Below are 25,275 nucleotides of genomic sequence, written 5' to 3'. Positions count from 1 at the left end.
TCTGGCTTTCTGACAAGGGCAGCCTCTGAGCCCACCCGTTGATCTTGCGCCCCTTTCGCCCGTGGCAGTCAACACAGCGCGCTTGCGGGTTTCTCTGGCGCCCCGCCCTTGTGTAGGGAACACGGTGGCGAGCGCGGGGTTGACGAGAAAATGGGGAGCGCAACGGACACTGCGATGGCAAGCGATACGGGGGGCCCATGGGTCACAAACAGGAGGGAAACACTCTTGTCTGATGGCATATGAACTCATTTTTCAATCAAGCCGCCATGACGCGACCATCCGGGGCGCGTTTCCCTCACCAGTCCCAGTCACCATCGTCGTTGCCGACTTTCATGCCAAGTTGCCTTTTATACAAAATCGCAACGTTGAAAACGTTTTTCATTCACTACTCGTCTACCTGAATGGCACGAATGGTTGGCCACTTAAACTTTCGTGTTCTTTTTTTACCATTTCTGTGTGTCCCCCCCTTGCCCGGGACCCTGAGCCTGCCTAAAATCGCGCGTCTTTTATCAACCCCACCTCTATTGTTGGAGAACACCACGTGAGCGAAAAATTGGCCAACCCTGCCCCTCTGGGTCTGATGGGTTTCGGTATGACCACCATTCTGCTGAACATCCATAACGCAGGTTTCTTCCCCATCAGCGCCATGATCCTGGCCATGGGTCTGTGCTATGGCGGTCTGGCCCAGATCATCGCCGGCATCATGGAGTACAAGCGTGGCAACACCTTCGGTGTCACCGCCTTCATCTCCTACGGTACCTTCTGGTGGAGCCTGGTGTTCCTGCTGGTGATGCCGACCATGGGTCTGGCCGAGGCCACCCCCCACGCCTACATGGGCTGGTACCTGCTGATGTGGGGCATGTTCACCCTGTTCATGCTGATCGGGACCGTCAACTTCCCCCGCGTGAAGCAGTTCGTGTTCGCCTCCCTGACCGTGCTGTTCTTCCTGCTGGCCGCCCGTGACTTCACCGGCAGCACCCTGATCGGCACCATCGCCGGTTTCGAAGGCATCATCTGCGGCGCCAGCGCCATCTACCTGGCCATGGCCACCGTGATCAACGAGCAGTTCGGTCGCACCGTGCTGCCCATCGGCGAGCAGAAGAAAGCCGCTCCCGTCGAGCTCAAAGCCGCTGCCTAAGCACCCGGCGACATCGCTGTCACGAAAAAGGCACCCTCGGGTGCCTTTTGTGTTTCTGCCGCCCGGACACAGTGCCGGTCAGACCTGCGCTCCGGGATCTCCCGCCAGCAACCGGGTGGCCGGGTAGCGGGCGGCGGGATCCTGGCCGTAGAAGCGGGCGAACTGGTCATAGACCGCAGGGTAGACGGCGCGCAGACGCAACGGATCGGTGAAGAAGCTCTCGCTGCACACCGCGAAGAATTCGGCGGGGTGCGAGGCGGCGTAGGGGTCTATCTCGGTCACCTCCTCTCTGGTCAACTGATCGTTCATCTCGTCAAACGCACCTTGCAGCGCCCGGGTCCATTGCTGGGGATCCATGCCCCGCGGCAGGGGCGGTGCACCGTCCGCATCCCCTCCCAGCATGTCGAGCTTGTGGGCAAGCTCATGGATCACCAAGTTGAATCCGTCCCAGTCCCCGTCCTGCTGCAATTCGCTCCAGGCCAGCACCAGCGGCCCCTGGGGCCAGGATTCACCGGCGTTCTCCTCTTCAAATTCGCTCACCAGCCCGAACTCGTCCTGCACCTCCTGACGACGGGTCACGGGCTCGGGGATGATGATCACCTCGTGGAAACCTCGATACCAATCGAACCCCAGGTGCAGGATGGGCAGCACTGCCTGCAGGGCCAGCACCCCCTGCTGGCGGGGCGTCAGTTCCACCCCGATCTGGGTGAGGGTCTTGCGCGAGAGAAAATGGCGCGCCAGCTCCATCAACTTCTGCGCCTCTTCTTCTTCAAGCCCCTGCAAGATGGGCACCGCCGCCAGCGCCTCGCGCCACTCCTGCTCTTCTGGGAGACGGGGCTCCCGGGGAGATGCACCACCCAATACCTCTTTCAACCTGGACCAGAACACACGGACTCCTCTTGCCAATCAGACAGCTTTCACAAAACGTTTCGGACGCTCGCAATACCCTTGCGCCAGATAAAATCGGTGCGCCCCTTCGCGCTTGAGGCTGCTGGAGAGCTCCAGCTGGCCGCACCCCAGGGCTGCCGCCCGCTGCTCTGCCGCCGCCAGCAGCAGGGCCCCGATGCCCCCGCCCCTTGCACCCTCATCGACAACCAGCGCCGAGATCAGGCCCCAGGCTGGTGCAAGGTGCATGGGCTGCAGGCGATGCCACACCAGCACCCCCACCGGGATCCCCTCGCACAGGGCCAGCAGTACCTCCCGCGCCGGATCGGGCTGGGCCAGCCTGGCGCTGACCGCCCCGTCAGGGTTGGGGTAGCCCAGCTGGGCAAACAACCCCGTCAATCCGGTCCCATCTTCCTCCCCGGCGAGGCGAATGATGTATCTGTTTTCCCTTGTTGCCACTCCTGGCCTCCTAATTGCATTACCTCAATCAGCCCTCTGGGCATGGCAAAGCGGCAGATGATGGGTATGTACCGAATCTTGTCCAGTTCCATTCACCATTTGTTAATGTCAATTCACAAATTAACAAAGTCACAACACTTTTCACTAGGAAGGCCCTGAACAAACCGATATGTTAAATCCCGCGGACTAACCAGTCGAAAGTCCCGCACAATCCTGAGTGACCCCCTTGGTCACCGCATATTTCAATGTTAAGGGAGCGAGGCATATAGACCTCGCCAAGACAGCGCAACAAAGGAGTTGTTGTACATGAATGAGATCGTCAATGCCATCAATGGCGTGATTTGGAGCCCAGCGCTCATCTATCTGTGTCTGGGGGTAGGCCTCTACTTCTCCCTGCGCAGCCGTTTCCTGCAACTGCGTCATATCAAGGAAATGGTGCGCCTGATGTTCGATGGCAAGAGTACGGATGCGGGCGTCTCCTCCTTCCAGGCCCTTGCCATGACCCTGGCCGGTCGCGTCGGTACCGGCAACATCGCCGGTGTGGCCACCGCCATCACCTTCGGCGGCCCGGGCGCCCTGTTCTGGATGTGGATGGTTGCCTTCCTCGGCGCCAGCTCCGCCTTCGTGGAGTCCACCCTGGGCCAGGTCTACAAGGAGAAGATCAACGGTGAATACCGCGGCGGCCCGGCCTTCTACATCGAGAAGGGGCTCGGCATGAAGTTGTACGCCTGGACCTTCGCCATCGCCACCATCTTCGCCTGCGGCGTGCTGCTGCCGGGCGTACAGGCGAACTCCATCGGCTCCAGCCTGCAGACCGCCTTTGCCATCGACCCCAACGTGACCGCCGCCGGTCTGGCGCTGCTGCTCGGTTTCATCATCTTCGGCGGCGTCAAGCGCATCGCCAACTTCGCCAGTACCGTGGTGCCCTTCATGGCGCTGGGTTACATCATCGTCGCCTGCGTCATCATCGCCCTCAACATCGGCCAGCTGCCGGGCGTGATCCTGCTCATCTGGAAGAGCGCCTTCGGGATGGACGCCGGCTTCGGCGCCATTCTGGGTCTGGCCATCATGTGGGGGGTAAAACGCGGGGTCTACTCCAACGAAGCCGCCCAGGGCACGGGTCCGCACGCCTCCTCCGCCGCGGCGGTGAGCCACCCGGCCAAGCAGGGCCTGGTGCAGGCGTTCTCCGTCTACATCGACACCCTGTTCGTCTGCTCCGCCACCGGCTTCATGCTGCTCATCACCGGCCTGTACAACGTGCAGGGTCCGGACGGTGCCGCCCTCTACACCGGCATCGCCGGCGTGGCCGCCGGCCCAGGCTATGTGCAGACCGCCATGGAAAGCATGATGCCAGGCTTTGGCAACTACTTCGTCGCCATCGCCCTGTTCTTCTTCGCCTTCACCACCATCGTGGCCTACTACTACATCGCCGAAACCAACATCGCTTTTGTCAATCGCAAGATTAACCGCCCCTGGCTCACCTTCCTGCTCAAGCTGGCACTGATGGCATCCACCGTCTACGGCACCGTCAAGACCGCTGATCTGGCCTGGGGTCTGGGTGACATCGGCGTCGGCCTGATGGCCTGGCTCAACATCGGCGCCATTTTGATGCTGCAAAAGCCCGCCTTCGCCTGTCTGAAAGACTATGAGGCCCAGAAGGCAATGGGACTGGATCCCGTGTTCCACCCGGAAAAACTCGGTATCAAGAACGCCGACTACTGGACCGGCCGCCGTTCCGAGCAAAACCTGGAGCAGGAGCAATCCGGTCACCCCTTCGAACCGGACCGTCAGTCCACCTGAACCGTTGACCCCTAAACAGATAACAAAATGGCAGCCTAGGCTGCCATTTTTATTTGTGCTCTCTTGAGAGTGAGCGCCGGTTCAAAGCGCGTTGCGGCGCGGTCCGAATGGCAGGCGCCAGCGAAACAGGCTGTTGAGGGTCGCCCGCCACTGGTTGGGGCGCCCCAGGATCTGCCTCTGCAACCGGGTCTCTTCCTTGAGCATGGTCTCGTCACTGCAAGCCCAGGCCTGGGTGTAGAGCTGCTTGATCCCCGCCAGCGCATCCGGCGACTTGGTGATCAGGGTCCGGGCAAAGGCCCGCGCCTCTTCCAGGGGATCCGCGCACACCCGGCTCACCAGGCCGAGGGACTTGGCTTCGCTGGCTTCCAGCTCGCGCCCGCTCATGGCAAGCTCCATGGCGGTATCCATCCCCATCAGGTTGCGCAGGGTGACGCTGCCGCTCATGTCGGGGATGATGCCCCACTTGATCTCCATCACCGAGAAGCGGCAATCCGGGGTGCTGAAGCGAAAATCGGCGCCGAGCGCTATCTGCAGGCCGCCGCCAAAACAGACCCCCTGGGTCACCGCAATCACGGGCACCGGCAGTTGATGCCAGCCATAGGCCACCCGCTGGGCCAGGTTGGTCGCCTCGTCCGCCTCGCGCTTGAGGATCTCCAGCGCCGCCACCGGCTGCCTCAGCATGGATTTCACATCCAGCCCGGCGCAGAACGCCCGCCCCTCCCCGTGCAGGATCACGGCCCGCAACCCTTTTTGCCGGGATACCGCGTTCAGCGTCTCGTCGATGGCGTCGAACATGGCCCGATCCAGCGCGTTGAGCTTGTCCCCCCGGCAGAGCATCACCTCGGCAATCCCCTCCTGAAACACCCATTTGACCCTTGGCTTTTCCATCTCCGTCTTCGTCCTTTGATTCAACTGGTCATACCACAACGTTACCAGAGTGTTATGGGCAGGTACAGGGAGGCCGCCCCGGGCCTGCGACTAAAGTCGGCTGGCCCGGTGGTGGAGCCTTTGTCAGACTGGCCCCATGGTCACGGTGGAGCCTCTCATGTCACTTCTGTTCAATTTTGCCCGTCCACCGTTCGACGGCCTGGACGAGGAGGCACGCCAGCGGCTCGGTCAGCACCTCAGCATCTGCTACTTTCGCGCGGGCCAGACGGTGCAGCACGCCGGGGAGGAGCCCGCCGGGCTCTACCTCATCATCAAGGGGGCCGTGGAAGAGTCAGCCCCCCATCAATCCTTTGGGGACTATGGCGAGGGGGACATGTTTGACGTCCGTGCCCAGTTTGACGGGCACTGCCGCCACCGTTTCGCCGCCCTGGAAGATACTCTCTGCCAGCTCATTCCCCGCCCCGTCTTTCTGGCCCTGTGCGACGCGCACCCCCATATCGCCCGCTACTTCACCGCCACCCTGGCGGAACGCCAGCGGGAGCAGGAGCGGCGCAGTCAGCTCGGACAGCAGAACCTGGCGGAGTTCATCCTGACCCGTATCGCTCCCGACCATCTGCAGGCGCCGCTCATCGTGGAAAGCAGCCTCTCGCTCCTGGCCGCCACCGAGGCCATGGTGGCCAGGTGCACCGACTGTCTGCTCTATCCCGGAGCAGACGGCAGCCTGAGCCTGGCAACCCGCAAGACCCTGCTCCACGCCCTCACCCTCAAGGGATTGCCGCTCAGTGCGCCGCTGGCGGTGCTGACCCCCACCCCGCTGACGGGTCTCCCACTGGGGAGCTATCTGTTCGATGCCCTGCTGCTGATGACCCGCCACCGCATCAAGCGCCTGGTCATCTGGCAGGGGCAGGAGGTGGCAGGCATCCTGCATTTGACCCAGGTGCTCGGGCTCTTCTCCACCCACTCCCATGTGCTGACCCTGCGCATCGCCCGCGCCGACTCCCCGACCACCCTCGAGGCGGTCGCCCGGGAGCAGCAGCAGCTCATTCGCTCCCTGTTTGCCCAGGGGATCCACACCTTGTTCCTGATGAAGCTCATCGCCACCATCAACGAGCAGTTGATCGCCAAGGCCTTTTCCCTGGTGATCCCCGCGGCGCAGCAAGAGCAGGTGTGCCTGCTGATGCTGGGGTCGGAGGGGCGTGGCGAGCAGATCCAGAAAACCGATCAGGACAATGCCCTGATCCTGCGAGATGGCCTGCATTGGCCGACCCAGCAGGCCGACTTGGCCGCCTTCAGCGCCCTGCTGGCGCGCCTGGGTTATCCCCCTTGCCCGGGCAGGGTGATGGTCAACAACCCGGCCTGGGTGAAGCCGCTTGACGGCTGGCTGCAAGGGATAGAGCAGGCCTGTGTGCGCGCCAGCGAAGCGGATCTGCTCTGGCTCGCCACCCTGGCCGATGCCCAGGCCATCACGGGAGATCGCGCCCGGCTCGCCCCCGTCGCCCGCCACCTGCGGGCCTGCCTCGCCGACCGGCCGGATCTGCTGGCGGAGATGGCAAGGGCAGCCGTCGCCTTTCACGCCCCCCTCACCCTCTTTGGCAGGCTGGAGCAAGCCCCGGAGGGGCTGGATCTCAAGCGTGGCGGACTCTTCCCCCTTGTCCACGGCGTCCGGGTGCTCTCCCTGGAGGCGGGGATCCTGGAGACCTCGACCACAGGACGCATCGAGGCCCTGGTGGGCCAGGGACGCCTCAGCCGGGACTATGGCACCAATCTGGCGGAGGCCTTCCGGCTGTTCATGCGGCTTCGGCTGCGCAGCCAGTTGCAGGAGGGAGACGGACGGGTGCGGGTGGCCGACCTCGGCCCCGCAGAGCGGGATCTGCTGCGCCATGCCCTGCACCAGGTGAAGAAGTTCCAGCAATGGCTCACCTTGCACTTTCGTCTTAGGCAATAGCGATGTGGATGCACTGGCGCCGCCGCTGGCTTGGCAGGACGTTTCGGGAGGGGGAGTTTGCCCCGCTCTTTGCCCGCCCTGCTGGCGACGAGTGGGTGGCGCTGGACTTCGAGACCACCAGCCTGGATCCGGCGCTGGCGGAGATCGTCTCCATCGGGGCGGTGCGTATCCGGGGCAACCGGATAGAGACGGGCGATGCCCTTGCCATCCGGGTCCAGGCTCCCGCCAGCCTGAGCGCCGGGTCCGTGGTGATCCACGGCCTGCGCCATCAGGATCTGCAACAGGGCATGGCACTGGAGCCCGCGCTGCGCGCGCTGCTGGAGTTCATCGGCCCCCGTGAGCTGGTGGGGTATCACATCGCCTATGACCTGCGCATTCTCAACCTCGCCTGCCAACGGCTGTGGGGGCTCACCCTCCCCCAGCGCGGCATCGAGGTGAGCCGCCTCTATCACGATCACCTCTATCGCCGCTATCCCGACGCCGCCATCGATCTGCACCTGGCCGCGATCTGTCGCCATCTGGCGCTACCAGCCCTGCCCCCCCACGACGCCCTGAGCGATGCCGTCACCGCCGCCCTTGTCTTTGTACGCCTGCATCAGGGCGGCCCCCTGGCTTATCCCAAAGTCTAATTGTCCACAAATAACATTTAATTCACATTTTGCTTACATGGACAGCCGTGCTGTCCGGTAGGGAACCCCTCATCCACCGCTGACATTCACTGTCATGGAGAACTGCAATGGAACAGCAACCGTATCTTCGGATCCAGCAAGATCCCAACTTCCAGGCACTGGTCGCCAAACGCCAGCGCTTCGCCTGGGCCCTCTCCATCCTGATGCTGGGGCTCTACCTGGCGTTCATCCTGCTCATCGCCTTTGCACCTGGCTGGCTTGGCACCCCCTTGAGCGAAGGCTCCAGCATCACCCGTGGCATCCCGGTCGGGATTGGCCTCATCGTATCGGCCTTCGTGCTGACCGGTATCTACGTATTTCGTGCCAACGGCGAGTTCGACGAGCTGAACCAGAAGATCCTCAAGGGAGCGCAATCATGAAAGGCAAGTTTCTGCTGCCGCTGGCAGGTCTGATCTCCACCCCCTTGCTGGCGGCCGACGCCATCAGCGGCGAGGTGCAACGCCAACCCCTCAATATCTCGGCCATCGTGATGTTCGTGGTCTTCGTGGCCGCCACCCTGTTCATCACCTACTGGGCCTCCAAGCGCAACCGCTCGGCTTCCGACTACTACGCCGCCGGCGGGCGCATCACCGGCTTCCAGAACGGTCTGGCCATCGCCGGTGACTACATGTCCGCCGCCTCCTTCCTCGGCATCTCCGCCCTGGTCTATACCTCGGGCTACGACGGTCTCATCTACTCCATCGGCTTCCTGGTGGGCTGGCCCATCATCCTGTTCCTGATCGCGGAGCGGCTGCGCAACCTCGGCAAGTACACCTTTGCCGACGTGGCCTCCTACCGCCTCAAGCAGACCTCGGTGCGCAGCCTCTCCGCCAGCGGCTCCCTGGTGGTGGTCGCCCTCTACCTCATCGCCCAGATGGTCGGTGCCGGCAAGCTCATCGAGCTGCTGTTCGGCCTCCAATACCACGTGGCCGTGGTGCTGGTCGGCATCCTGATGGTGCTCTACGTGCTGTTCGGCGGCATGCTAGCCACCACCTGGGTACAGATCATCAAGGCGGTGATGCTGCTCTCCGGTGCCTCCTTCATGGCCATCATGGTGATGAAGTCCGTCAACTTCGACGTCGGGACCCTGTTCAGCGAAGCGGTCAAGGTGCATGCCAATGGTGCGGCCATCATGAGCCCGGGCGGCCTGGTCGCCGACCCCATCTCCGCCATCTCCCTTGGGCTGGCCCTGATGTTCGGTACCGCTGGTCTGCCCCACATCCTGATGCGCTTCTTCACCGTGAGCGATGCCAAGGAAGCCCGTAAATCGGTGTTCTACGCCACCGGCTTCATCGGCTACTTCTACATCCTCACCTTCATCATCGGCTTTGGCGCCATCCTGCTGGTCAGCACCAACCCGGACTTCAAGGACGCCACCGGCGCCCTGCTGGGGGGCACCAACATGGCGGCGGTCCATCTGGCCGATGCGGTGGGCGGCAGCCTGTTCCTGGGCTTCATCTCCGCCGTGGCGTTTGCCACCATACTGGCGGTCGTGGCCGGGCTGACCCTGGCGGGGGCCTCCGCGGTCTCTCACGACCTCTATGCCTGCGTCATCAAGGAAGGCAAGGCCAACGAGGCCGACGAGCTGCGCGTCTCCAAGATGACCACCCTGGTGCTGGGCGTGGTCGCCATCGGCCTTGGCATCCTGTTCGAGAAGCAGAACATCGCCTTCATGGTGGGCCTGGCCTTCTCCATCGCGGCGAGCTGCAACTTCCCGGTGCTCTTCCTCTCCATGTTCTGGTCCCGCCTGACCACCCGTGGCGCCGTCTATGGCGGCTGGCTCGGTCTCATCAGCGCCGTGACCCTGATGATCCTGGGCCCCACCGTCTGGGTGAAAGTACTGGGTCATGCCCAGGCCATCTTCCCCTACGAATACCCGGCGCTCTTCTCCATGGGGCTGGCCTTCATCGGGATCTGGTTCTTCTCGGTCACCGACAAGTCCCAGGCAGCCTCCGACGAGCATGCCAAGTTCTTCCCGCAGTTCGTCCGCTCCCAGACCGGGCTCGGTGCCTCCGGCGCCTCCGCCCACTAAGTGGCATCCCACGCATCCAAGCCGGCCCAGTGCCGGCTTTTTTCATGACCGCCCCTTCGCCTCCTCTCTGCAAGAGAGGCCGGAGCCCGTTGCCGGCCTGGTCGTGAAATCTTCCCCCCTGCAATGGGGCCAGATCACAGTTCCTGCTAAAACTTTCAGGGGATCTGTGCCATAATGCGCGCCATTTGACAGACCAACCGGGACATTCCAGTGCTTTCAAGCAACAACATCACCATGCAGTTCGGCGCCAAGCCGCTGTTTGAGAACATCAGCGTCAAGTTTGGCGGCGGCAACCGCTACGGCCTCATCGGTGCCAACGGCTGTGGCAAGTCCACCTTCATGAAGATCCTCGGCGGCGATCTCGAACCCACCGGCGGCAATGTGAGCCTGGATGTCAACGAGCGCATCGGTAAGCTGCGCCAGGATCAGTTCGCCTACGAAGAGATGCGCGTACTGGACGTGGTCATGATGGGCCACACCGAGCTGTGGGCCGCCATCGCCGAACGCGATGCCATCTACGCCAACCTGGAAGCCACCGACGACGACTACATGAAGGCCGCCGAGCTGGAAGGCCTGGTCGCCGAATATGATGGCTACACCGCCGAATCCCGCGCAGGCGAACTGCTGCTGGGTGCCGGTATTCCCATCGAGCAGCACAACGGCCCGATGAGCGAAGTGGCCCCGGGCTGGAAACTGCGGGTACTGCTGGCGCAGGCGCTCTTCTCCAACCCCGACATCCTGTTGCTGGACGAACCGACCAACAACCTGGACATCAACACCATTCGCTGGCTGGAGCAGGTGCTCAACGATCGTGAAAGCACCATGATCATCATCTCTCACGACCGTCACTTCCTGAACTCCGTCTGCACCCACATGGCGGATCTGGACTACGGCGAGCTGCGGGTCTACCCGGGCAACTACGACGAGTACATGCTGGCTGCCACCCAGGCCCGCGAGCGCCTGCTGGCCGACAACGCCAAGAAGAAGGCCCAGATCGCCGATCTGCAATCCTTCGTCTCCCGCTTCAGCGCCAACGCCTCAAAATCCAGCCAGGCTACCTCCCGCCTCAAGCAGATCGACAAGATCAAGATTGAGGAAGTGAAGGTCTCCAGCCGTCAGAACCCCTTCATCCGCTTCGAGCAGGAGAAGAAGCTCTACCGCAACATCCTGGAAATCGAAGGCGTCTCCAAGGGTTATGGCGATGGTCCCCTGTTCAAGGGGCTCAACATGATGCTGGAAGTGGGCGAGAAGGTCGCCATCCTGGGTACCAACGGGATCGGTAAGTCCACCCTGATCAAGACGCTGGTCGGTGCCCTGGCACCGGATACCGGCACCATCAAGTGGTCCGAGAACGCCCAAATCGGCTACTACGCCCAGGATCACGCCGAAGATTTCGACACCGATCTCAATGTGTTCGACTGGATGGCCCAATGGAAGCAGGAGAACGAAGACGAGCAGGCGGTGCGCTCCGTGCTGGGCCGTCTGCTCTTCTCCCAGGACGACATCAAGAAGCCGGTCAAGGTGCTTTCCGGTGGTGAACAGGGCCGGATGCTGTTCGGCAAGCTGATGATGCAGCGCCCCAACATCCTGATCATGGATGAACCGACCAACCACCTGGACATGGAATCCATCGAATCCTTGAACCTGGCGCTGGAGATGTACAAGGGCACCCTGATCTTCGTCTCCCACGACCGCGAGTTCGTCTCCTCCCTGGCGACCCGCATCCTGGAGCTGACCGAAGACGGCATCCGCGACTTCGGCGGCACCTACGAGGATTACCTGCGCACCCAGGGTGTGGTGTAATCCCCCGCCTTCAAGCAAAGCGATCAGAACCGGCGCCTCGTGCGCCGGTTTTTTTATGCCTCCTTTATCACGCCCCACAGCAAGAGAAGGATTGGGGATAAGGAGAGCAAGAGTACAGCGCGCTGTCATACACCTGTCCCGTTCATCCCCAGCCAGGATAGGTAGCACAAGCCCGTGCCTGGCCCCTTCCCTCCTGCGCCCGCCCGCTCTGCCGGGCTGTTGATGGCACAAAAAAACGGCTCCATCATGGAGCCGTTTTCACACTTGGGGCCGTGAGGCTGACTTACTCGACAGTGGCTTCCACGTCGGTGAAGTATTCGATCTTGGCCGCCTTGCGCAGCTCGTCGATCAGCGACTTGTAGTCGGCCTGTGCCTTGCCCTGACCCAGCTGACCTTGCAGCAGGCTCACCATCTGGGACGGCTCCTTGATGACGTTGACCTTGTCCAGCGCCACCACCACACGATCACCGTTGGCTTCGGTCACCAGCTCGACGCTCGGCTTGCCATCGGTCGGATGGGGCATGCGGAACGCCTGGGTCACCAGGTTCTGATCCATCTCCTGGGCGAAACGGGATACGCCGGTATGGGTATCCACTTTCAGACCCAGCGCGGTCAGGTCGGCCTGAACGTTCTCACCGGCCTTGAGCTTGTCCAGCAGACCCTGGGCCTTGCCACGGGCCACTTCACTGGCCTTGTCGTGCTTGATGGCGGTGATCACCTGCTCTTTCACCTCGGCAAGCGGCTTGGCCGCCTTCGGCTGGTGACCCATGATGTGCAGCACCAGCGCCTTGCCGTCGGCCAGCTCGATCACGTCGGAGTTGGTATTGTCATCGCGCAGCTGTTCGGAGAACGCCACGGAGAGCACCTTGGGATCATTGAGCGGTGCCGGCGCATCGGCCTGGCTGAAATAGCCGGTGGACTGCACCTGGAGGCCCATGGCTTCGGCGGTCAAGTCCAGGGAGTCCGGGTTCTCGAAGCTGCTGTCGGCCATCTTCTGCTGTTCGGCGAAGAACTGCTCCTTGGCCTTCTCAGATTGCAGACGGGCGATGGTATCGCTCATCACGTCCACGAAGGGCTTGGTCTTGGCAGGCTCGACTCCCAGCAGCTTGATGATGTGGAAGCCGAACGGGCTCTTCACCACGGCGGAGAGATCGCCGGCCTTGGCCAGCGCGAACGCGGCTTTCTCGAAGGCAGGATCCATCACCCCTTTCTCGAACCAGTCGAGCTCCCCGCCCTTCTTCGCAGAGAAGGTATCGGAGGAGTCGGCCTTGGCCAGCGCGGCGAAATCGTCACCCGCCTTGGCCTTGGCCAGCACGGCCTCGGCTTTCTGCTCGGCGGCCTTTTCATCCTTGCCAAACGGGATCAGGATGTGCGCCACCTGACGGCGCTCGGGACGCTGGAACAGATCCTGATGCTGGTCGTAGTAATCCTGGGCATCTTGCTCGGTGACCTTGATGTTCTTGCCAAGGTTCGCGGCATCGAGCAGTAGATAGTCGACCTTGACCGTCTCGTCGTTCATGAAGCGAGCGCTGTTGGCCTTGTAGAACTGCTCCACCTCGGCATCGCTCACCTCGATCCCGTCCACATAGGCGGAAGCGGCCAGACGGATCAGGCGCAGGTCACGGGTCTGGTTGTAGAGACGATCCAGTTGCTCGGCCTCACCCTTGAGGGCGAACTCCGATCCCAGCACGGCGCCCATCAATTGCTGGCGCACCATGTCCTGGCGCAGGGAGTCGCGGAACATCTCGGGGGTCATGCCGGCACGGCGAATGAGCTGTAGGTAGCGGTCATTGCTGAACTTGCCGTTCTCGGCAAACTCGGGCATGGCGACGATGGCCTGCTTGATCTGCTCATCGCTGACGCGCAGACCCAGGGAGCGGGCCTTGTCATCGATCAGCGCCTGATCGATCAGACGGTCCAGCACGCCACGGCGGAACTGTTTCATGTAATCGGGATTGGCGGCCAGCTGGTTGAAGGCCTCACCCATTTGGGATTCCATGCGGGCCCGCTCATTGCGGTAGGCATTCTCCAGTGCGGGGGCACTGATGTCATTGCCGTTGACGGTGGCGGGGGCGGTACGTGCCGGGCCATTGAGGTAGCTGCCTACGCCGGCCAAGGCAAAGGAGAGGATGATCAGGCCCAAGATAACCTTGGCTACCTTGCCCTGCGCCCCTTCGCGTAGTTTATCCAACATCATGTTTGTACTTATGCTCCCGAACTCGATGGGCGTAAATAATGAAAAGGCGCACCGATTGCGATGCGCCTTGGTCAAGCAGTATGAGGGAGAGCCCTCTCACTTGTCTGGTCAGAGACCAAGGACGGTGCCGATAGATATCAGCGACCGGCTTAGTTGACCGCGTCTTTCAGGGCCTTGCCGGCTTTGAAGGCAGGAACTTTACCGGCAGCGATTTCGATAGTCGCACCAGTTTGCGGGTTGCGGCCGGAACGGGCTGCACGCTCGCGAACGGCGAAAGTACCGAAACCAACCAGAGCAACCTGGTCACCCTCTTTCAGGGCTTCGCCCACGGCATCGATGAAGGCATCCAGCGCACGACCAGCGGCAGCTTTGGAGATATCAGCACCGTCTGCAATCTTGTCAATCAGTTGAGATTTATTCACTCTTATATTCCCCTTTTATCGAACATCGCTGCGGCGCTGATTTCCCTGGCCACAACAAGTGGAGGTTTTATAACAAGCCTCCTGATCAGTTGCAAGTGACAATCTGGCGCAAACCCGCGCCACATCACGCATTGCGACTCATCATGAGTACCCGATCGGTGGTCAAGGCTACTTCCGTTGTCCGGTGCATGCAAGCCTTAACCACCCCCCGAATGCGCCAAATTTGCGGCGCATCAACATTTACACGACAGAAACGCGTTCGAAACCTTGCGGATTGTCCTGCAACGCCAGTGCAAGCACCTCATCAATCCAGCGAACCGGATAGATTTCAAGATCTTGTTTGACGTTGGCCGGGATCTCCTCGAGGTCACGTTCGTTCTCTTTCGGGATCAGCACACGCTTGATGCCACCACGGTGGGCCGCCAGCAGTTTCTCCTTGAGACCACCGATGGGCAACACCTCGCCACGCAGGGTGATTTCACCCGTCATGGCCACGTCGGCGCGCACCGGGTTGCCGGTGAGGCTGGAGACCAGGGCGGTACACATGGCGATACCGGCGCTCGGGCCGTCTTTCGGGGTCGCCCCTTCCGGCACGTGCACGTGGATGTCGCGCTTCTCGTAGAAGTCGCCGTTGATACGTAGCTTCTCGGCGCGGGCACGCACCACCGTCATGGCCGCCTGGATGGACTCCTGCATCACGTCACCGAGGGAACCGGTGTAAGTGAGCTTGCCCTTGCCTGGCATGTTGGTGGTCTCGATGGTGAGCAGATCGCCCCCCACTTCGGTCCACGCCAGCCCGCACACCTGACCAATCTGGTTCTGGTCGGTGGCCTTGCCATAGTCAAAGCGCTGTACCCCCAGGAACTCCTTGAGGTTCTCCTGGTTGACCTGAACATGCTTGATGCTCTTGTCCAGCAGGATGCGTTTGACTGCCTTGCGACAGATTTTGGAGATTTCACGCTCCAGGCTGCGCACACCCGCCTCGCGGGTGTAGTAGCGGATCACCCCGATCAGCGCCGAATCCTCGATGGTGATCTCGGAAGGCTTCAGGCCGTTGCGCTGGATCTGCTTGGCCACCAGGTGCTGCTTGGCAATGTTGAGCTTCTCGTCCTCGGTGTAACCGGACAGACGGATCACTTCCATCCGGTCCAGCAGCGGACCCGGGATATTCATGGAGTTGGAGGTGGCCACGAACATCACGTCCGACAGGTCATAATCCACTTCCAGATAGTGATCGTTGAAGCTGCTGTTCTGCTCGGGATCCAGCACCTCCAGCAGGGCGGAAGCGGGATCGCCACGCATGTCCGAGCTCATCTTGTCGATTTCGTCGAGCAGGAACAGCGGGTTCTTCACGCCGACTTTCGCCATCTTCTGAATGAGCTTGCCGGGCATGGAGCCGATGTAGGTACGGCGGTGACCGCGGATCTCCGCCTCGTCACGCACCCCACCCAGGGCCATGCGCACATACTTGCGGCCGGTGGCCTTGGCGATGGACTGGCCCAGGGAGGTCTTGCCCACCCCAGGAGGCCCGACCAGGCAGAGGATGGGGCCCTTGAGCTTGTTCACACGCGCCTGCACTGCCAGGTATTCGAGGATGCGATCCTTGACCTTGTCCAGGCCATAGTGATCCGCATCCAGCACCTCCTGGGCCTTGCCCAGGTCTTTCTTGACCTTGGAGCGGGTCTTCCAGGGCACCTGCACCATCCAGTCCACATAGCTGCGCACCACGGTGGCTTCCGCCGACATGGGGGACATCATCTTGAGCTTGGCGAGCTCGGCCTGGGCCTTCTCGCGGGCATCCTCCGGCATCCCGGCCTCTTCAATCTTGCGATTGAGGGCTTCGAATTCATCCGGGCTGTCTTCCAGCTCACCCAGCTCTTTCTGGATGGCCTTCATCTGCTCGTTGAGGTAATACTCCCGCTGGCTCTTCTCCATCTGCTTCTTGACCCGGGAGCGGATGCGCTTCTCGACCTGCAACAGGTCGATCTCCGACTCCATCATGGCCATCAGAAACTCGATGCGCTCGGACACGGAGGCGATTTCCAGCACCTTCTGCTTGTCTTCGAGCTTGAGCGGCATGTGGGCAGCCATGGTATCGGCCAGGCGCGCCGCATCGTCAATCGCCGAAATCGAGGTGAGTACCTCGGGCGGGATCTTCTTGTTGAGCTTGATGTAACCTTCGAACTGGCCGATGGCAGAGCGCACCAGCACGTCCTGATCCTTCTCCTCGATGGGGGCGGACGCGATGTACTGTGCCTCCCCGACAAAGAAGTCGCGATCGTCGATCATCCGCTCAAGGCGGGCACGCTGGCCCCCCTCCACCAGCACCTTGACGGTGCCGTCCGGCAGCTTGAGCATCTGCAGAATATTGGCCACTGTCCCGACGGAGAAAATTTCCTCCACCGTCGGTTCGTCAGTCGACGCATCCTTCTGGGCCACCAGCAGGACTTTCTTGTCCTGCTCCATGGCCGCTTCCAGACAGCGAATGGATTTTTCCCGCCCCACAAAGAGTGGAATGACCATGTGGGGATAGACCACCACGTCACGAAGAGGCAGGACGGGAATCTCGATGCGTTCTGAACGCTCTAGGTTCATATATGTCCTCTCGGCTTGTTATACCGTTGGCAAAGGCTTGGCTGAGTATATGGGGGCGCAAAGATGAGATTCAATCGCCTTGGCCGTAAAAAGCATGAAAGGGGCAAAAAGCCCCTTTATGTGATTAAAAATCAGACAGTTACTCTGAGGCTGCGGCCTGAGTCTCGGGATTGTCGTAGATCATCAGGGGCGCGGAGTCTCCCTTGATCACCGTCTCGTCGATCACCACCTTGCTGACCCCTTTCAGGGAGGGCAGGTCATACATGGTGTCGAGCAGCACGGCCTCGACAATGGAACGCAGACCCCGGGCACCGGTTTTGCGCTCCATGGCCTTGCGGGCAATGGCATTGAGCGCGTCATCACGAAACTCCAGCTCCACCTCTTCCAGGGCGAACAGCGCGGCATACTGCTTGGTCAGCGCGTTTTTCGGCTCTTTCAGGATCTGGATGAGGGCAGCCTCGTCAAGCTCGGTCAGGGTCGCGACCACCGGCAGACGACCGATGAACTCGGGGATGAGACCGTACTTGATGAGATCTTCCGGCTCCACCTTGGCAAAATTCTCGCTCAGGGTTGCCTTGGCATTCTTGGATTTCACCTCGGCGCCAAAACCGATGCCGGTGCCCTTGACGGAGCGCTGCTCGATCACCTTGTCCAGCCCCGCGAAGGCACCACCACAGATGAAGAGGATCTTGGAGGTGTCGACCTGCAAAAACTCCTGCTGCGGGTGCTTGCGACCGCCCTGGGGCGGCACGGAGGCGATGGTGCCTTCGATCAGTTTCAGCAGTGCCTGCTGCACCCCTTCCCCGGAGACGTCGCGGGTGATGGAGGGGTTGTCCGACTTGCGGGAGATCTTGTCGATCTCGTCGATGTAGACGATACCGCGCTGGGCCTTCTCCACGTCGTAGTCGCACTTTTGCAGCAACTTCTGGATGATGTTCTCCACGTCCTCGCCCACGTAACCGGCTTCGGTCAGGGTGGTGGCATCGGCCATGGTGAAGGGCACATCCAGCAGACGAGCCAGGGTCTCGGCCAGCAGAGTCTTGCCGCTGCCGGTGGGGCCAATCAGCAGGATGTTGGATTTGCCCAGCTCCACGCCACCGGACTCGCTGCCGCTGCGAAGACGCTTGTAGTGGTTGTAGACAGCCACTGCCAGCACCTTCTTGGCGTACTCCTGACCGATCACGTAGTCGTCCAGATGGGCGCGGATTTCATGAGGGGTCGGCAGCTCGCTACCATCGCGCTTGGGAGAGATCTCGCGGATCTCCTCGCGGATGATGTCGTTGCACAGCTCGACACACTCATCACATACGTAGACGGAAGGGCCAGCGATCAGCTTGCGCACTTCATGCTGGCTTTTGCCGCAGAAAGAGCAATACAGCAGCTTGTCGCCCTCACCCTTGCGTTTCTCTGTCATTCAGCGACCTCGTTTTATCAATAGAGGATGGATCGTCCTGCTGAGTTTACAACAGGACGGGGTACCCTGCTCAGCCGCGCTGGCTCAGGATGCCGTCAACCAGACCATAGGCAACGGCCTGCTCGGCGGACATGAAGTTGTCACGGTCGGTGTCGCGCTCGATGGTGGCCATGTCCTGACCGGTATGGAACGCCAGACGATCGTTCAGGGTATTCTTGATTTTCAGGATCTCCTGGGCATGGATCTGGATGTCAGAAGCCTGTCCCTGGAAGCCGCCCAGCGGCTGGTGGATCATCACTCGGGCATTGGGCAGGCAGAAACGCTTGCCCTTGGCGCCACCGGCCAGCAGGAAGGCCCCCATGGAGCAGGCCTGCCCCATGCAGACGGTGCTCACGTCCGGCTTGATGAACTGCATGGTGTCATAGATGGACATACCCGCAGTGACGGCGCCACCCGGCGAGTTGATGTAGATGCTGATGTCCTGATCCGGATTCTCGGACTCCAGGAACAGCAGTTGGGCCACCACCAGGTTCGCCATGTGATCCTCAACCTGACCGGTCAGGAAGATCACCCGCTCTTTCAGCAGACGGGAATAGATGTCGTAGGAACGCTCCCCTTTCGCGGTTTGCTCTACCACCATCGGGATGAGCGCATTGCGTGGGGATTCAGTCACATCGTTATAGTTCTTGTACATAAGGCATTGTCCCTAAAATAAAATGGCCCGAGTGGAGATCACACGAGCCATTATACTTAACAGTTTTGACCTTAAGTCAAATGTTCTTAGGCAGCGGCACCAGACTTGTTGATCACTTCGTCGAAGGCAACTTCTTTCTCGGTGACTTGCGCCTTGGACAGGATCAGATCGATAGCTTGATCTTCAATGGCCAGGTTGCGCACGCCGTTCAGCATCTGCTCGTTCTGCTGATAGTACTCGATCACTTCTTTCGGATCTTCGTAGGCAGTGGCCATGGACTCGATGATGCTGGTCACACGGGCGTCGTCAGCCTTGATCTCGTTGGTGCGGATGACGTCACCCAGCAGCAGACCAACGCGGACACGGCGCTCGGCCTGGGCCTGGAACAGCTCGGCCGGCAGCTCGGGGGCGTTGCCGCCCTGGAAGCCACCGAAGCGCTGCAGAGCCTGCTGACGCAGGGTGTCGATTTCCTGGGCAACGGCAGCCTTCGGCAGATCGATCTGGTTGGCTTCAACCAGGCCGTTCAGTACCTGCTCTTTCACGCTGTTTTTCAGGGCCTGGGCCAGTTCGCGCTCCATGTTCTTGCGCACTTCTGCCTTCAGCTCTTCAACGCTGCCGCTCTCGATGCCGAAACGCTTGACGAACTCTTCGGTCAGCTCGGGCAGCACCTGCTCTTCAACCTTGTGCAGCTTGGAGGCAAACTTGGCAGCCTTGCCCTTCAGGGCTTCGGCGTGGTAGTCAGCCGGGAAAGTCACCTCGATGGTGAACTCGTCGCCCGCTTTCTTGCCCAGGATGGCGTCTTCGAAGCCCGGGATCATGCGGCCAGCGCCCAGTTCCAGAGTGAAGCCTTCAGCCTTGCCACCGTCGAACTCTTCACCGTCGATGGAACCGACGAAGTCCATGGTCACACGCATGCCATTGGCGGCAGCCACAGCGGCTTCAGTCCAGGTGGCGTGCTGCTTGCGCAGGGTGTCGATCATGTTTTCCAGGTCGCTGTCCTTCACGGTGGCAACCGGCTTCTCGACCTTGATGCTCTCCAGACCGGCAACTTCGAACTCCGGATACACTTCGAAAGTGGCGGTGAATTCGAAATCCTGACCTTCTTTGATCTCTTTCGGATCCATGGTCGGGGCGCCAGCCGGGCTCAGTTTGTTCTCGATGATGGCCTTGATGAAGTTGTTCTGCATCATTTCATCGGCAACGCGGGCGTGAGCCATGGCACCGAACATCTTCTTGATGATGGCAACCGGAGCCTTGCCAGGACGGAAACCGTCGATGCGACGGGTTTTGGCCAGGCCATTCAATTCTTTGCGCACGGCGGCGTCAACGGTAGCGGCCGGTACAGTGATGGTAAGACGGCGTTCCAGACCCTGGGTTGTCTCTACAGAAACTTGCATTCTTTTACCTCGTTCAACTCAGCACTGCGTGCTGACCCTTTATTGCCCCCGGGCAAGCCCGGAGTCTTCCTGTTTATAAAGACAACGACTGTCTTTGTGATGAGAAAATATGACGCGACATTATAGCGGCGTGCAGTGGTCGCGTCGAGCCGCACATCCCCCCTCCGGGGCACAGACAGCACAATTTGCGCAAGACTTTCTCCTATATGGGGAAGCCTTGCACCGAGTTCAAGCATTCCATCCGCAATAATTTGCACTGGCTCACTCTTTTTCACGGTAAACGGGCCATTTTGATCGCCATCCGCCGCCAATCGGGCACAAAAATGGCGTGCTGCGACCCAAATTGTCCACCTTCTCGCCTGTGCCATTGCGTCCCCCGGCCGGGCTCGCTATGGTGACAGCCAATTCACGTGCTGCTGGAGTCACCCACATGTCCTTTTTCCGCTTCTTGTTCAATCTGCTCTGGTTCGTGCTGGGAGGCGTCTTCATGGGGCTGGCCTGGTGGCTGGCGGGGCTGCTCTGCTTCGTCTCCCTCATCGGGATCCCCTGGGGACGCGCCTGCTTCGTCATCGGCACCTTCACCTTCTTCCCGTTTGGCAAGCAGGCGGTGAGCCGCAAGAGCATGACGGGCCAGAGCGACATCGGCACCGGCGCCCTGGGGCTGATTGGCAACATTCTCTGGTTTGTGCTCATCGGGGTCTGGCTGGCCATCGGCCACATTGCCTCGGCGCTGGCCTGTTTCGTCACCATCGTCGGCATCCCGTTCGGCATCCAGCACCTCAAGCTGGCCCTCATCAGCCTGGCCCCCATCGGCCAGATGATAGTGACCAACCACGAGGCCGAATCGGGCCGCTACATCCGCTGAGGGCCCATCTCAGGCTATCCTTGCGGGTGGAAAAAAGGGCAGACTAGGGTCTGCCCTTTTTCATTGCCCCATTCGAGGTCTTCCATGCTGCCCAGCCATTTTTTTGCCAACCTCGCCCGTATGCGCCTCATCTACCGCTGGCCCCTGATGCGCAACATCCAGCCCGAAAACATCGCCGAGCACAGCTTGCAGGTCGCCATGGTGGCCCACGCCCTCGGCCTTATCAGCAATCGCCTGTTCGGCGCCCAGGTGGATGCCGACCGGGCCGCCGTCATGGCCCTCTACCACGACAGCAGCGAGGTGCTGACCGGGGATCTGCCCACCCCGGTCAAGTACTTCAATCCCGAAATCGCCCGCGAATACAAGAAGATTGAGCTTGCCGCCGAGCAGCGCCTGCTGGGCATGTTGCCGCCTGAGCTGGTAGAGGACTTTCGCCCCCTGCTCGACTCCGGCGCCCAGGACGAGGCCCTCACCAGCCTGGTGAAGGATGCAGACACCCTCTGCGCCTACACCAAGTGTCTGGAGGAGCTGAGCGTCGGCAACCGGGAGTTCGAGCCCGCGCGAAAGCGCCTCGAGCAGATGCTGGACGCCAGGATGAACCCCGCCATGCGCTACTTCATCGATGTCTTCGTGGGGAGTTTTTCACTGCCTCTCGATGAGTTGAATGCCCATTGATGCCATCAACACGGCACCGGGCATCATCTCCTCCTGCGTATTGCCCCGATAACCGCCACGTCGGGGGTTTCCCCACAAAAGAGTGACAATAAAAAGGGCCCCGCAGGGCCCTTTATCACATCCATGGGCATCAATGCCCCAGTTCCCGGGACGGCACCAGGCCGCTCGCCCGCCAGGCAGGATAGAGGGTCGCCACCAGGCTCATCAGGATGGCGGCGCCGGTCACGATGAGCAAGTCCTGCATGTGCAGCTCGGTCGGCAGGAAGTCGATGAAGTAGATGTCGGGATTCAGGAAACGGTGCCCGATCACCCCTTCGATGGCGCTCAGGATCTGGGTCAGCTTGCTGGAGAGCAGACCGCCAAGCAGGGCGCCGAGCAAGGCTCCCGCCACCCCGTTCACCATCCCCTGGATGACGAAGGTAAGCCGGATCTGGCCCGGGCTCGCCCCCATGGTCTTCAAGATGGCGATCTCGCTGCGCTTCTCGTTCACCGCCATCACCAGGGTGGAGACGATGTTGAAGCAGGCCACCGCCACCACCATCAGCATCACCACGTACATCACGGTGCGCACCATCTGGATGTCCTGATAGAGATAACCCTGACGGCTCATCCAGCTGCTGATATAGACGTAGTGCGGGAATTTCTGGGCCGCCGCCACCGTGATGGACTGGGCCTTGAGCACGTCGCTCACCTTGAGGCTGAACCCCTCCACTGCGCTGCCCATGCCGGTGATGGCCTGGGCGTCCGCCAGGTGCATGAAGCCGAGCAGGCCGTCGAGCTGGCCACCGATCTCGAGCAGCCCCACCACGGTGAGCGCCTCCCGTTTCGGGTTCTTGATGCCGGCGGCATCCCCCGCCTGGGGCAGCAGCAGGGTGACGGTGTCCCCTGTCTTGACCCCCAGCTTGTCGGCGATGATCTTGCCGAGGATGACCCCGTGTTCCCCCGCCTGCAGCTCGCGAAGGCCCCGACCCGTCATGAAGTTGCCCGCATCGGAGAGATTGGCTTCCAGCTCCGGCAGCACCGCACGCAGCTGGACCCCCTTGAGGGCGGAGCCGTGCTCCAGCAGGCCGTCCAGGCGAATGACGGGGGCAGCCGCCTCCACCCCGGGCTGGGCCAGCAGATAGTCCCTGAGCCTCGGCCAGTCAGGCAGCGGCGCTTCCATGCCGATGAGCTCGCCGTGGGGGACCACGGAGAGCACCCGGTTCTTGAGCTCCCGCTCGAACCCGTTCATGGCGGAGAGGCCAAGAATGAGGGCCATCACCCCGAGGGCGATGCCGATGAGGGAGGAGGCCGAGATAAAGGCGATGAAGCCGTTGCGACGGCGGGAGCGGCTGTAACGCAGGCCCAGGAACAGGGGCAGCGGCTTGAACATCAGGCGACCTCCGCCATGATGCCGCTCACCAGGGTGACCCGGCGGTGGAGCTTGGCGGCCAGGCTCAAGTCATGGGTCACCACCACGAACGCGGTGCCAAGCTCGCGGTTAAGCTCGCAGAGCAGCTCATAGACGGCGGTGGCGCTGGCGTGATCCAGGTTGCCGGTGGGCTCGTCCGCCAGCACCAGGCTGGGTTCGTTGACCAGGGCTCGGGCGATGGCCACCCGCTGGCGCTCGCCACCGGAGAGCTCGGACGGTCTGTGGTTGAGACGGTGGGAGAGCCCCACCCGCCCCAGCATCTTGCTCGCCTTCTCGGTGGCGCTGGCCACCGACTCACCGGCGATCAGCAGCGGCATGGCCGCATTTTCCAGCGCGCTGAATTCCGAGAGCAGGTGGTGGAACTGGTAAACGAAGCCCAGCTCCTGGTTGCGAAACCTCGCCTGGGTGCGACTGTCCCAGCCATGGATGTCCTGCCCCTTGAACAGCACGGCGCCGCTGGAAGGGTTGTCCAGCGCCCCCATCAGGTGCAGCAGGGTGGTCTTGCCGGAGCCCGAGCTCCCCACCACCGCCAGCATCTCCCCGGGGGCGACGTCCAGCTCGATCCCCTTGAGTACCTGGGTCTCCAGATTGCCCTCTTTGTAGACATGATTGAGGGCCTGGCAGCGCAGCAGCGGCTCGCAGGAGACGGATTGATTCATAACGGGGGCTCCACTTGCACCAGTAACAACAGAAGATGAATTATTCATAACGCAGCGCCTCCGCCGGTTTGACCCGGGCCGCGCGGGAGGCCGGGTAGAGGGTGGCACTGAAACTCAGCAGCACTGCACCCAGCAGGATGGTCATCACCTGGGCCGGCTCGACGATGACCGGCAGACCGCTGCCCCCCGCCGCCATATAGAGGTTGAGCCCAAGGGCATTGAGCAGAGGATTGAGGCCAAAGCAGAGCGCCAGCCCCGCCAGCCCCCCGAACAGGGCGCCGATGACGCCGCTCGACGCCCCCAGCACCATGAAGATCTTGACGATGCCGGATTCGCTCATGCCCATGGTACGCAGGATGGCCACCTCGCCTTCCTTGTCGGTGACCACCATCACCAGGGCGGAGAGGATGTTGAAGGTGGCGACCGCGATGATCAGCACCAGCATCAGCCCCATCATCCGTTTTTCCATGGCCACCGCCTGGAACAGCTCGCCGCGCTCGCGGCGCCAGTCCTGCCACTCCAGCCCGTCCGGCAACGCGGTCTTCACCACCTCGTCGGCGGCGAAAGGATCGTCCAGCCAGAGGCGAATGCCGCCCACCTTGTCTGCGGGCAGGCGCAGCATGCGCTGGGCATCCCCCAGGGCAATCAGGGCCACCTGGCTGTCCACGTCGGCGCCGACCCCGAAGATGCCGGAGACGGTGAAAAGACGCTGGGCCGGCACCCGGCCAAAGGGGGTAAAGCGGGTACCTTCGGTCAGGATGAGACGCACCTGGTCGCCGATGGAGACCTTGAGGCGGCTGGCCACCCCCTGCCCCAGCACGATGTGGTATTCACCGGCCTGCAGGCTGTCAAGGCGCCCTCCCAGCATCTGGGCGTGCAGGATGTCATCCTCGGGCCAGCGGGCGGGATCGATCCCCTGCACGCTCACGCCGGTGAGCTGACCCGGGCTTTGCAGCATGCCTTCGCTATCGAGCATGGGGGCCGTGGCCACCACGTGGGGCAAGCGGGCCAGCTCGGGCAGACCTTCGGGCTCGGCCTCGATGCGTCCGGCCTGATTGGTCACCACCACATGGGGGATCACCCCGAGGATGCGCCCCTTGAGCTGGCCTTCGAACCCGTTCATCACCGAGATCACCACCATCAGGGCGGCGACCCCGATGGCGATGCCAAAGGTGGAGAACAGGGAGATAAAGGAGACGAAGCGGTTACTGCGTCGCGAGCCTGCATAACGCAGGCCGATGGCCAGCGACAGTGGCTGAAAAAGTCCGGTCTTCAAGGATATCTACGTTGCCAACGAAATAAGATACCGGATAATAAAGGGAAACCGT

21 protein-coding genes are annotated in these 25,275 nt (G+C 61.6%); 9 read left to right on the top strand and 12 right to left on the bottom strand.

Going from position 1 to position 25,275, the window contains the following annotated elements:
* Positions 1 to 541 precede the first annotated feature (541 nt).
* Entirely contained in the window at positions 542 to 1,138 is a 597-nt protein-coding gene (locus H7R73_RS11055; RefSeq protein WP_039039055.1) for an acetate uptake transporter, read from the top strand.
* A gap of 78 nt (positions 1,139 to 1,216) precedes the next feature.
* On the opposite strand, the gene H7R73_RS11050 is transcribed toward H7R73_RS11055, so the two are convergent.
* A complete protein-coding gene (locus H7R73_RS11050; RefSeq protein WP_103260036.1) occupies positions 1,217 to 2,026 on the bottom strand; it encodes a zinc-dependent peptidase in 810 nt (269 codons plus the stop codon).
* A gap of 18 nt (positions 2,027 to 2,044) precedes the next feature.
* Positions 2,045 to 2,458 (bottom strand): GNAT family N-acetyltransferase, encoded by a 414-nt coding sequence (locus H7R73_RS11045; RefSeq protein WP_103261123.1) that lies wholly within the window; start codon positions 2,456 to 2,458, stop codon positions 2,045 to 2,047.
* A gap of 330 nt (positions 2,459 to 2,788) precedes the next feature.
* On the opposite strand from H7R73_RS11045, the gene H7R73_RS11040 reads away from it, so the two are divergent.
* On the top strand, positions 2,789 to 4,282 hold the full coding sequence (locus H7R73_RS11040; protein ID WP_103260035.1) for an alanine/glycine:cation symporter family protein: 1,494 nt from the start codon (positions 2,789 to 2,791) through the stop codon (positions 4,280 to 4,282).
* Positions 4,283 to 4,363: 81 nt separating this feature from the next.
* On the opposite strand, the gene H7R73_RS11035 is transcribed toward H7R73_RS11040, so the two are convergent.
* Entirely contained in the window at positions 4,364 to 5,170 is an 807-nt protein-coding gene (locus H7R73_RS11035; protein ID WP_042016074.1) for a crotonase/enoyl-CoA hydratase family protein, read from the bottom strand.
* A gap of 157 nt (positions 5,171 to 5,327) precedes the next feature.
* Between H7R73_RS11035 and H7R73_RS11030 the strand changes: the two genes are divergently transcribed.
* The 5 genes from H7R73_RS11030 to H7R73_RS11010 all read left to right on the top strand — a co-directional run bounded on the left by H7R73_RS11030 (position 5,328) and on the right by H7R73_RS11010 (position 11,618).
* Positions 5,328 to 7,115, top strand: a complete 1,788-nt coding sequence (locus tag H7R73_RS11030; RefSeq protein WP_042016076.1) for a putative nucleotidyltransferase substrate binding domain-containing protein — start codon at positions 5,328 to 5,330, stop codon at positions 7,113 to 7,115.
* Positions 7,116 to 7,117: 2 nt separating this feature from the next.
* The gene (locus tag H7R73_RS11025; protein WP_029314461.1) at positions 7,118 to 7,744 is read left to right on the top strand and encodes a 3'-5' exonuclease; all 627 of its coding nucleotides are present in this window, start codon (positions 7,118 to 7,120) and stop codon (positions 7,742 to 7,744) included.
* Between the two features lie 107 nt (positions 7,745 to 7,851).
* Entirely contained in the window at positions 7,852 to 8,163 is a 312-nt protein-coding gene (locus H7R73_RS11020) for a DUF485 domain-containing protein (RefSeq protein WP_042016077.1), read from the top strand.
* The gene (locus tag H7R73_RS11015; protein WP_039039048.1) at positions 8,160 to 9,815 is read left to right on the top strand and encodes a cation acetate symporter; all 1,656 of its coding nucleotides are present in this window, start codon (positions 8,160 to 8,162) and stop codon (positions 9,813 to 9,815) included. The genes H7R73_RS11020 and H7R73_RS11015 overlap by 4 nt, the downstream gene beginning before the upstream one ends.
* 210 nt (positions 9,816 to 10,025) lie before the next feature.
* Positions 10,026 to 11,618, top strand: a complete 1,593-nt coding sequence (locus H7R73_RS11010) for an ABC-F family ATPase (protein ID WP_041215256.1) — start codon at positions 10,026 to 10,028, stop codon at positions 11,616 to 11,618.
* Positions 11,619 to 11,901: 283 nt separating this feature from the next.
* On the opposite strand, the gene ppiD is transcribed toward H7R73_RS11010, so the two are convergent.
* From ppiD to tig, 6 genes are all read right to left on the bottom strand, one after another.
* Positions 11,902 to 13,815: a peptidylprolyl isomerase gene (ppiD, locus tag H7R73_RS11005; RefSeq protein ID WP_042016078.1), complete on the bottom strand. Its 1,914-nt coding sequence runs from the start codon at positions 13,813 to 13,815 to the stop codon at positions 11,902 to 11,904.
* Between the two features lie 149 nt (positions 13,816 to 13,964).
* Positions 13,965 to 14,237, bottom strand: coding sequence for a nucleoid-associated protein HU-beta (hupB, locus tag H7R73_RS11000; protein WP_005315375.1), 273 nt, complete (start codon positions 14,235 to 14,237; stop codon positions 13,965 to 13,967).
* Positions 14,238 to 14,477: 240 nt separating this feature from the next.
* The gene (gene lon / locus H7R73_RS10995; RefSeq protein ID WP_041215258.1) at positions 14,478 to 16,832 is read right to left on the bottom strand and encodes an endopeptidase La; all 2,355 of its coding nucleotides are present in this window, start codon (positions 16,830 to 16,832) and stop codon (positions 14,478 to 14,480) included.
* Positions 16,833 to 16,971: 139 nt separating this feature from the next.
* A complete protein-coding gene (clpX, locus tag H7R73_RS10990) occupies positions 16,972 to 18,246 on the bottom strand; it encodes an ATP-dependent protease ATP-binding subunit ClpX (RefSeq protein ID WP_010674573.1) in 1,275 nt (424 codons plus the stop codon).
* A gap of 70 nt (positions 18,247 to 18,316) precedes the next feature.
* Entirely contained in the window at positions 18,317 to 18,940 is a 624-nt protein-coding gene (gene clpP, locus H7R73_RS10985; protein ID WP_005324106.1) for an ATP-dependent Clp endopeptidase proteolytic subunit ClpP, read from the bottom strand.
* Between the two features lie 86 nt (positions 18,941 to 19,026).
* The gene (gene tig, locus H7R73_RS10980) at positions 19,027 to 20,337 is read right to left on the bottom strand and encodes a trigger factor (RefSeq protein ID WP_010674572.1); all 1,311 of its coding nucleotides are present in this window, start codon (positions 20,335 to 20,337) and stop codon (positions 19,027 to 19,029) included.
* Between the two features lie 430 nt (positions 20,338 to 20,767).
* Between tig and H7R73_RS10975 the strand changes: the two genes are divergently transcribed.
* Positions 20,768 to 21,202: a YccF domain-containing protein gene (locus H7R73_RS10975; RefSeq protein WP_039039046.1), complete on the top strand. Its 435-nt coding sequence runs from the start codon at positions 20,768 to 20,770 to the stop codon at positions 21,200 to 21,202.
* An 84-nt stretch (positions 21,203 to 21,286) separates the two neighbouring features.
* On the top strand, positions 21,287 to 21,877 hold the full coding sequence (yfbR, locus tag H7R73_RS10970) for a 5'-deoxynucleotidase (protein WP_010674569.1): 591 nt from the start codon (positions 21,287 to 21,289) through the stop codon (positions 21,875 to 21,877).
* Between the two features lie 130 nt (positions 21,878 to 22,007).
* On the opposite strand, the gene lolE is transcribed toward yfbR, so the two are convergent.
* From lolE to H7R73_RS10955, 3 genes are read right to left on the bottom strand one after another with little or no spacing between them, the layout of a single operon-like run.
* Complete coding sequence (gene lolE / locus H7R73_RS10965; protein ID WP_039039045.1) at positions 22,008 to 23,249, bottom strand: lipoprotein-releasing ABC transporter permease subunit LolE; 1,242 nt, start codon at positions 23,247 to 23,249, stop codon at positions 22,008 to 22,010.
* Positions 23,249 to 23,947 (bottom strand): lipoprotein-releasing ABC transporter ATP-binding protein LolD, encoded by a 699-nt coding sequence (gene lolD, locus H7R73_RS10960; RefSeq protein ID WP_010674567.1) that lies wholly within the window; start codon positions 23,945 to 23,947, stop codon positions 23,249 to 23,251. The genes lolE and lolD overlap by 1 nt, the downstream gene beginning before the upstream one ends.
* A gap of 40 nt (positions 23,948 to 23,987) precedes the next feature.
* Positions 23,988 to 25,223, bottom strand: coding sequence for a lipoprotein-releasing ABC transporter permease subunit (locus tag H7R73_RS10955; protein ID WP_103260034.1), 1,236 nt, complete (start codon positions 25,221 to 25,223; stop codon positions 23,988 to 23,990).
* Between the last annotated feature and the right edge of the window lie 52 nt (positions 25,224 to 25,275).

Source organism: Aeromonas sp. WP2-W18-CRE-05 (genome assembly GCF_014168615.1).
GTDB classification, from domain to species: Bacteria; Pseudomonadota; Gammaproteobacteria; order Enterobacterales; family Aeromonadaceae; genus Aeromonas; species Aeromonas caviae.
This window is presented reverse-complemented; position numbering and strand designations above follow the sequence as displayed.

What these genes read in the sequence shown, in the direction of transcription:
- H7R73_RS11040 (WP_103260035.1), top strand. Translation starts at nt 2,789, where the DNA reads ATGAATGAGATCGTCAATGCCATCAATGGCGTGATTTGGAGCCCAGCG.
- H7R73_RS11035 (WP_042016074.1), bottom strand. Translation starts at nt 5,170, where the DNA reads ATGGAAAAGCCAAGGGTCAAATGGGTGTTTCAGGAGGGGATTGCCGAG.
- H7R73_RS11030 (WP_042016076.1), top strand. Translation starts at nt 5,328, where the DNA reads ATGTCACTTCTGTTCAATTTTGCCCGTCCACCGTTCGACGGCCTGGAC.
- H7R73_RS11025 (WP_029314461.1), top strand. Translation starts at nt 7,118, where the DNA reads ATGTGGATGCACTGGCGCCGCCGCTGGCTTGGCAGGACGTTTCGGGAG.
- H7R73_RS11020 (WP_042016077.1), top strand. Translation starts at nt 7,852, where the DNA reads ATGGAACAGCAACCGTATCTTCGGATCCAGCAAGATCCCAACTTCCAG.
- H7R73_RS11015 (WP_039039048.1), top strand. Translation starts at nt 8,160, where the DNA reads ATGAAAGGCAAGTTTCTGCTGCCGCTGGCAGGTCTGATCTCCACCCCC.
- ppiD (WP_042016078.1), bottom strand. Translation starts at nt 13,815, where the DNA reads ATGATGTTGGATAAACTACGCGAAGGGGCGCAGGGCAAGGTAGCCAAG.
- lon (WP_041215258.1), bottom strand. Translation starts at nt 16,832, where the DNA reads ATGAACCTAGAGCGTTCAGAACGCATCGAGATTCCCGTCCTGCCTCTT.
- clpX (WP_010674573.1), bottom strand. Translation starts at nt 18,246, where the DNA reads ATGACAGAGAAACGCAAGGGTGAGGGCGACAAGCTGCTGTATTGCTCT.
- clpP (WP_005324106.1), bottom strand. Translation starts at nt 18,940, where the DNA reads ATGTACAAGAACTATAACGATGTGACTGAATCCCCACGCAATGCGCTC.
- tig (WP_010674572.1), bottom strand. Translation starts at nt 20,337, where the DNA reads ATGCAAGTTTCTGTAGAGACAACCCAGGGTCTGGAACGCCGTCTTACC.
- H7R73_RS10975 (WP_039039046.1), top strand. Translation starts at nt 20,768, where the DNA reads ATGTCCTTTTTCCGCTTCTTGTTCAATCTGCTCTGGTTCGTGCTGGGA.
- yfbR (WP_010674569.1), top strand. Translation starts at nt 21,287, where the DNA reads ATGCTGCCCAGCCATTTTTTTGCCAACCTCGCCCGTATGCGCCTCATC.
- lolE (WP_039039045.1), bottom strand. Translation starts at nt 23,249, where the DNA reads ATGTTCAAGCCGCTGCCCCTGTTCCTGGGCCTGCGTTACAGCCGCTCC.
- lolD (WP_010674567.1), bottom strand. Translation starts at nt 23,947, where the DNA reads ATGAATCAATCCGTCTCCTGCGAGCCGCTGCTGCGCTGCCAGGCCCTC.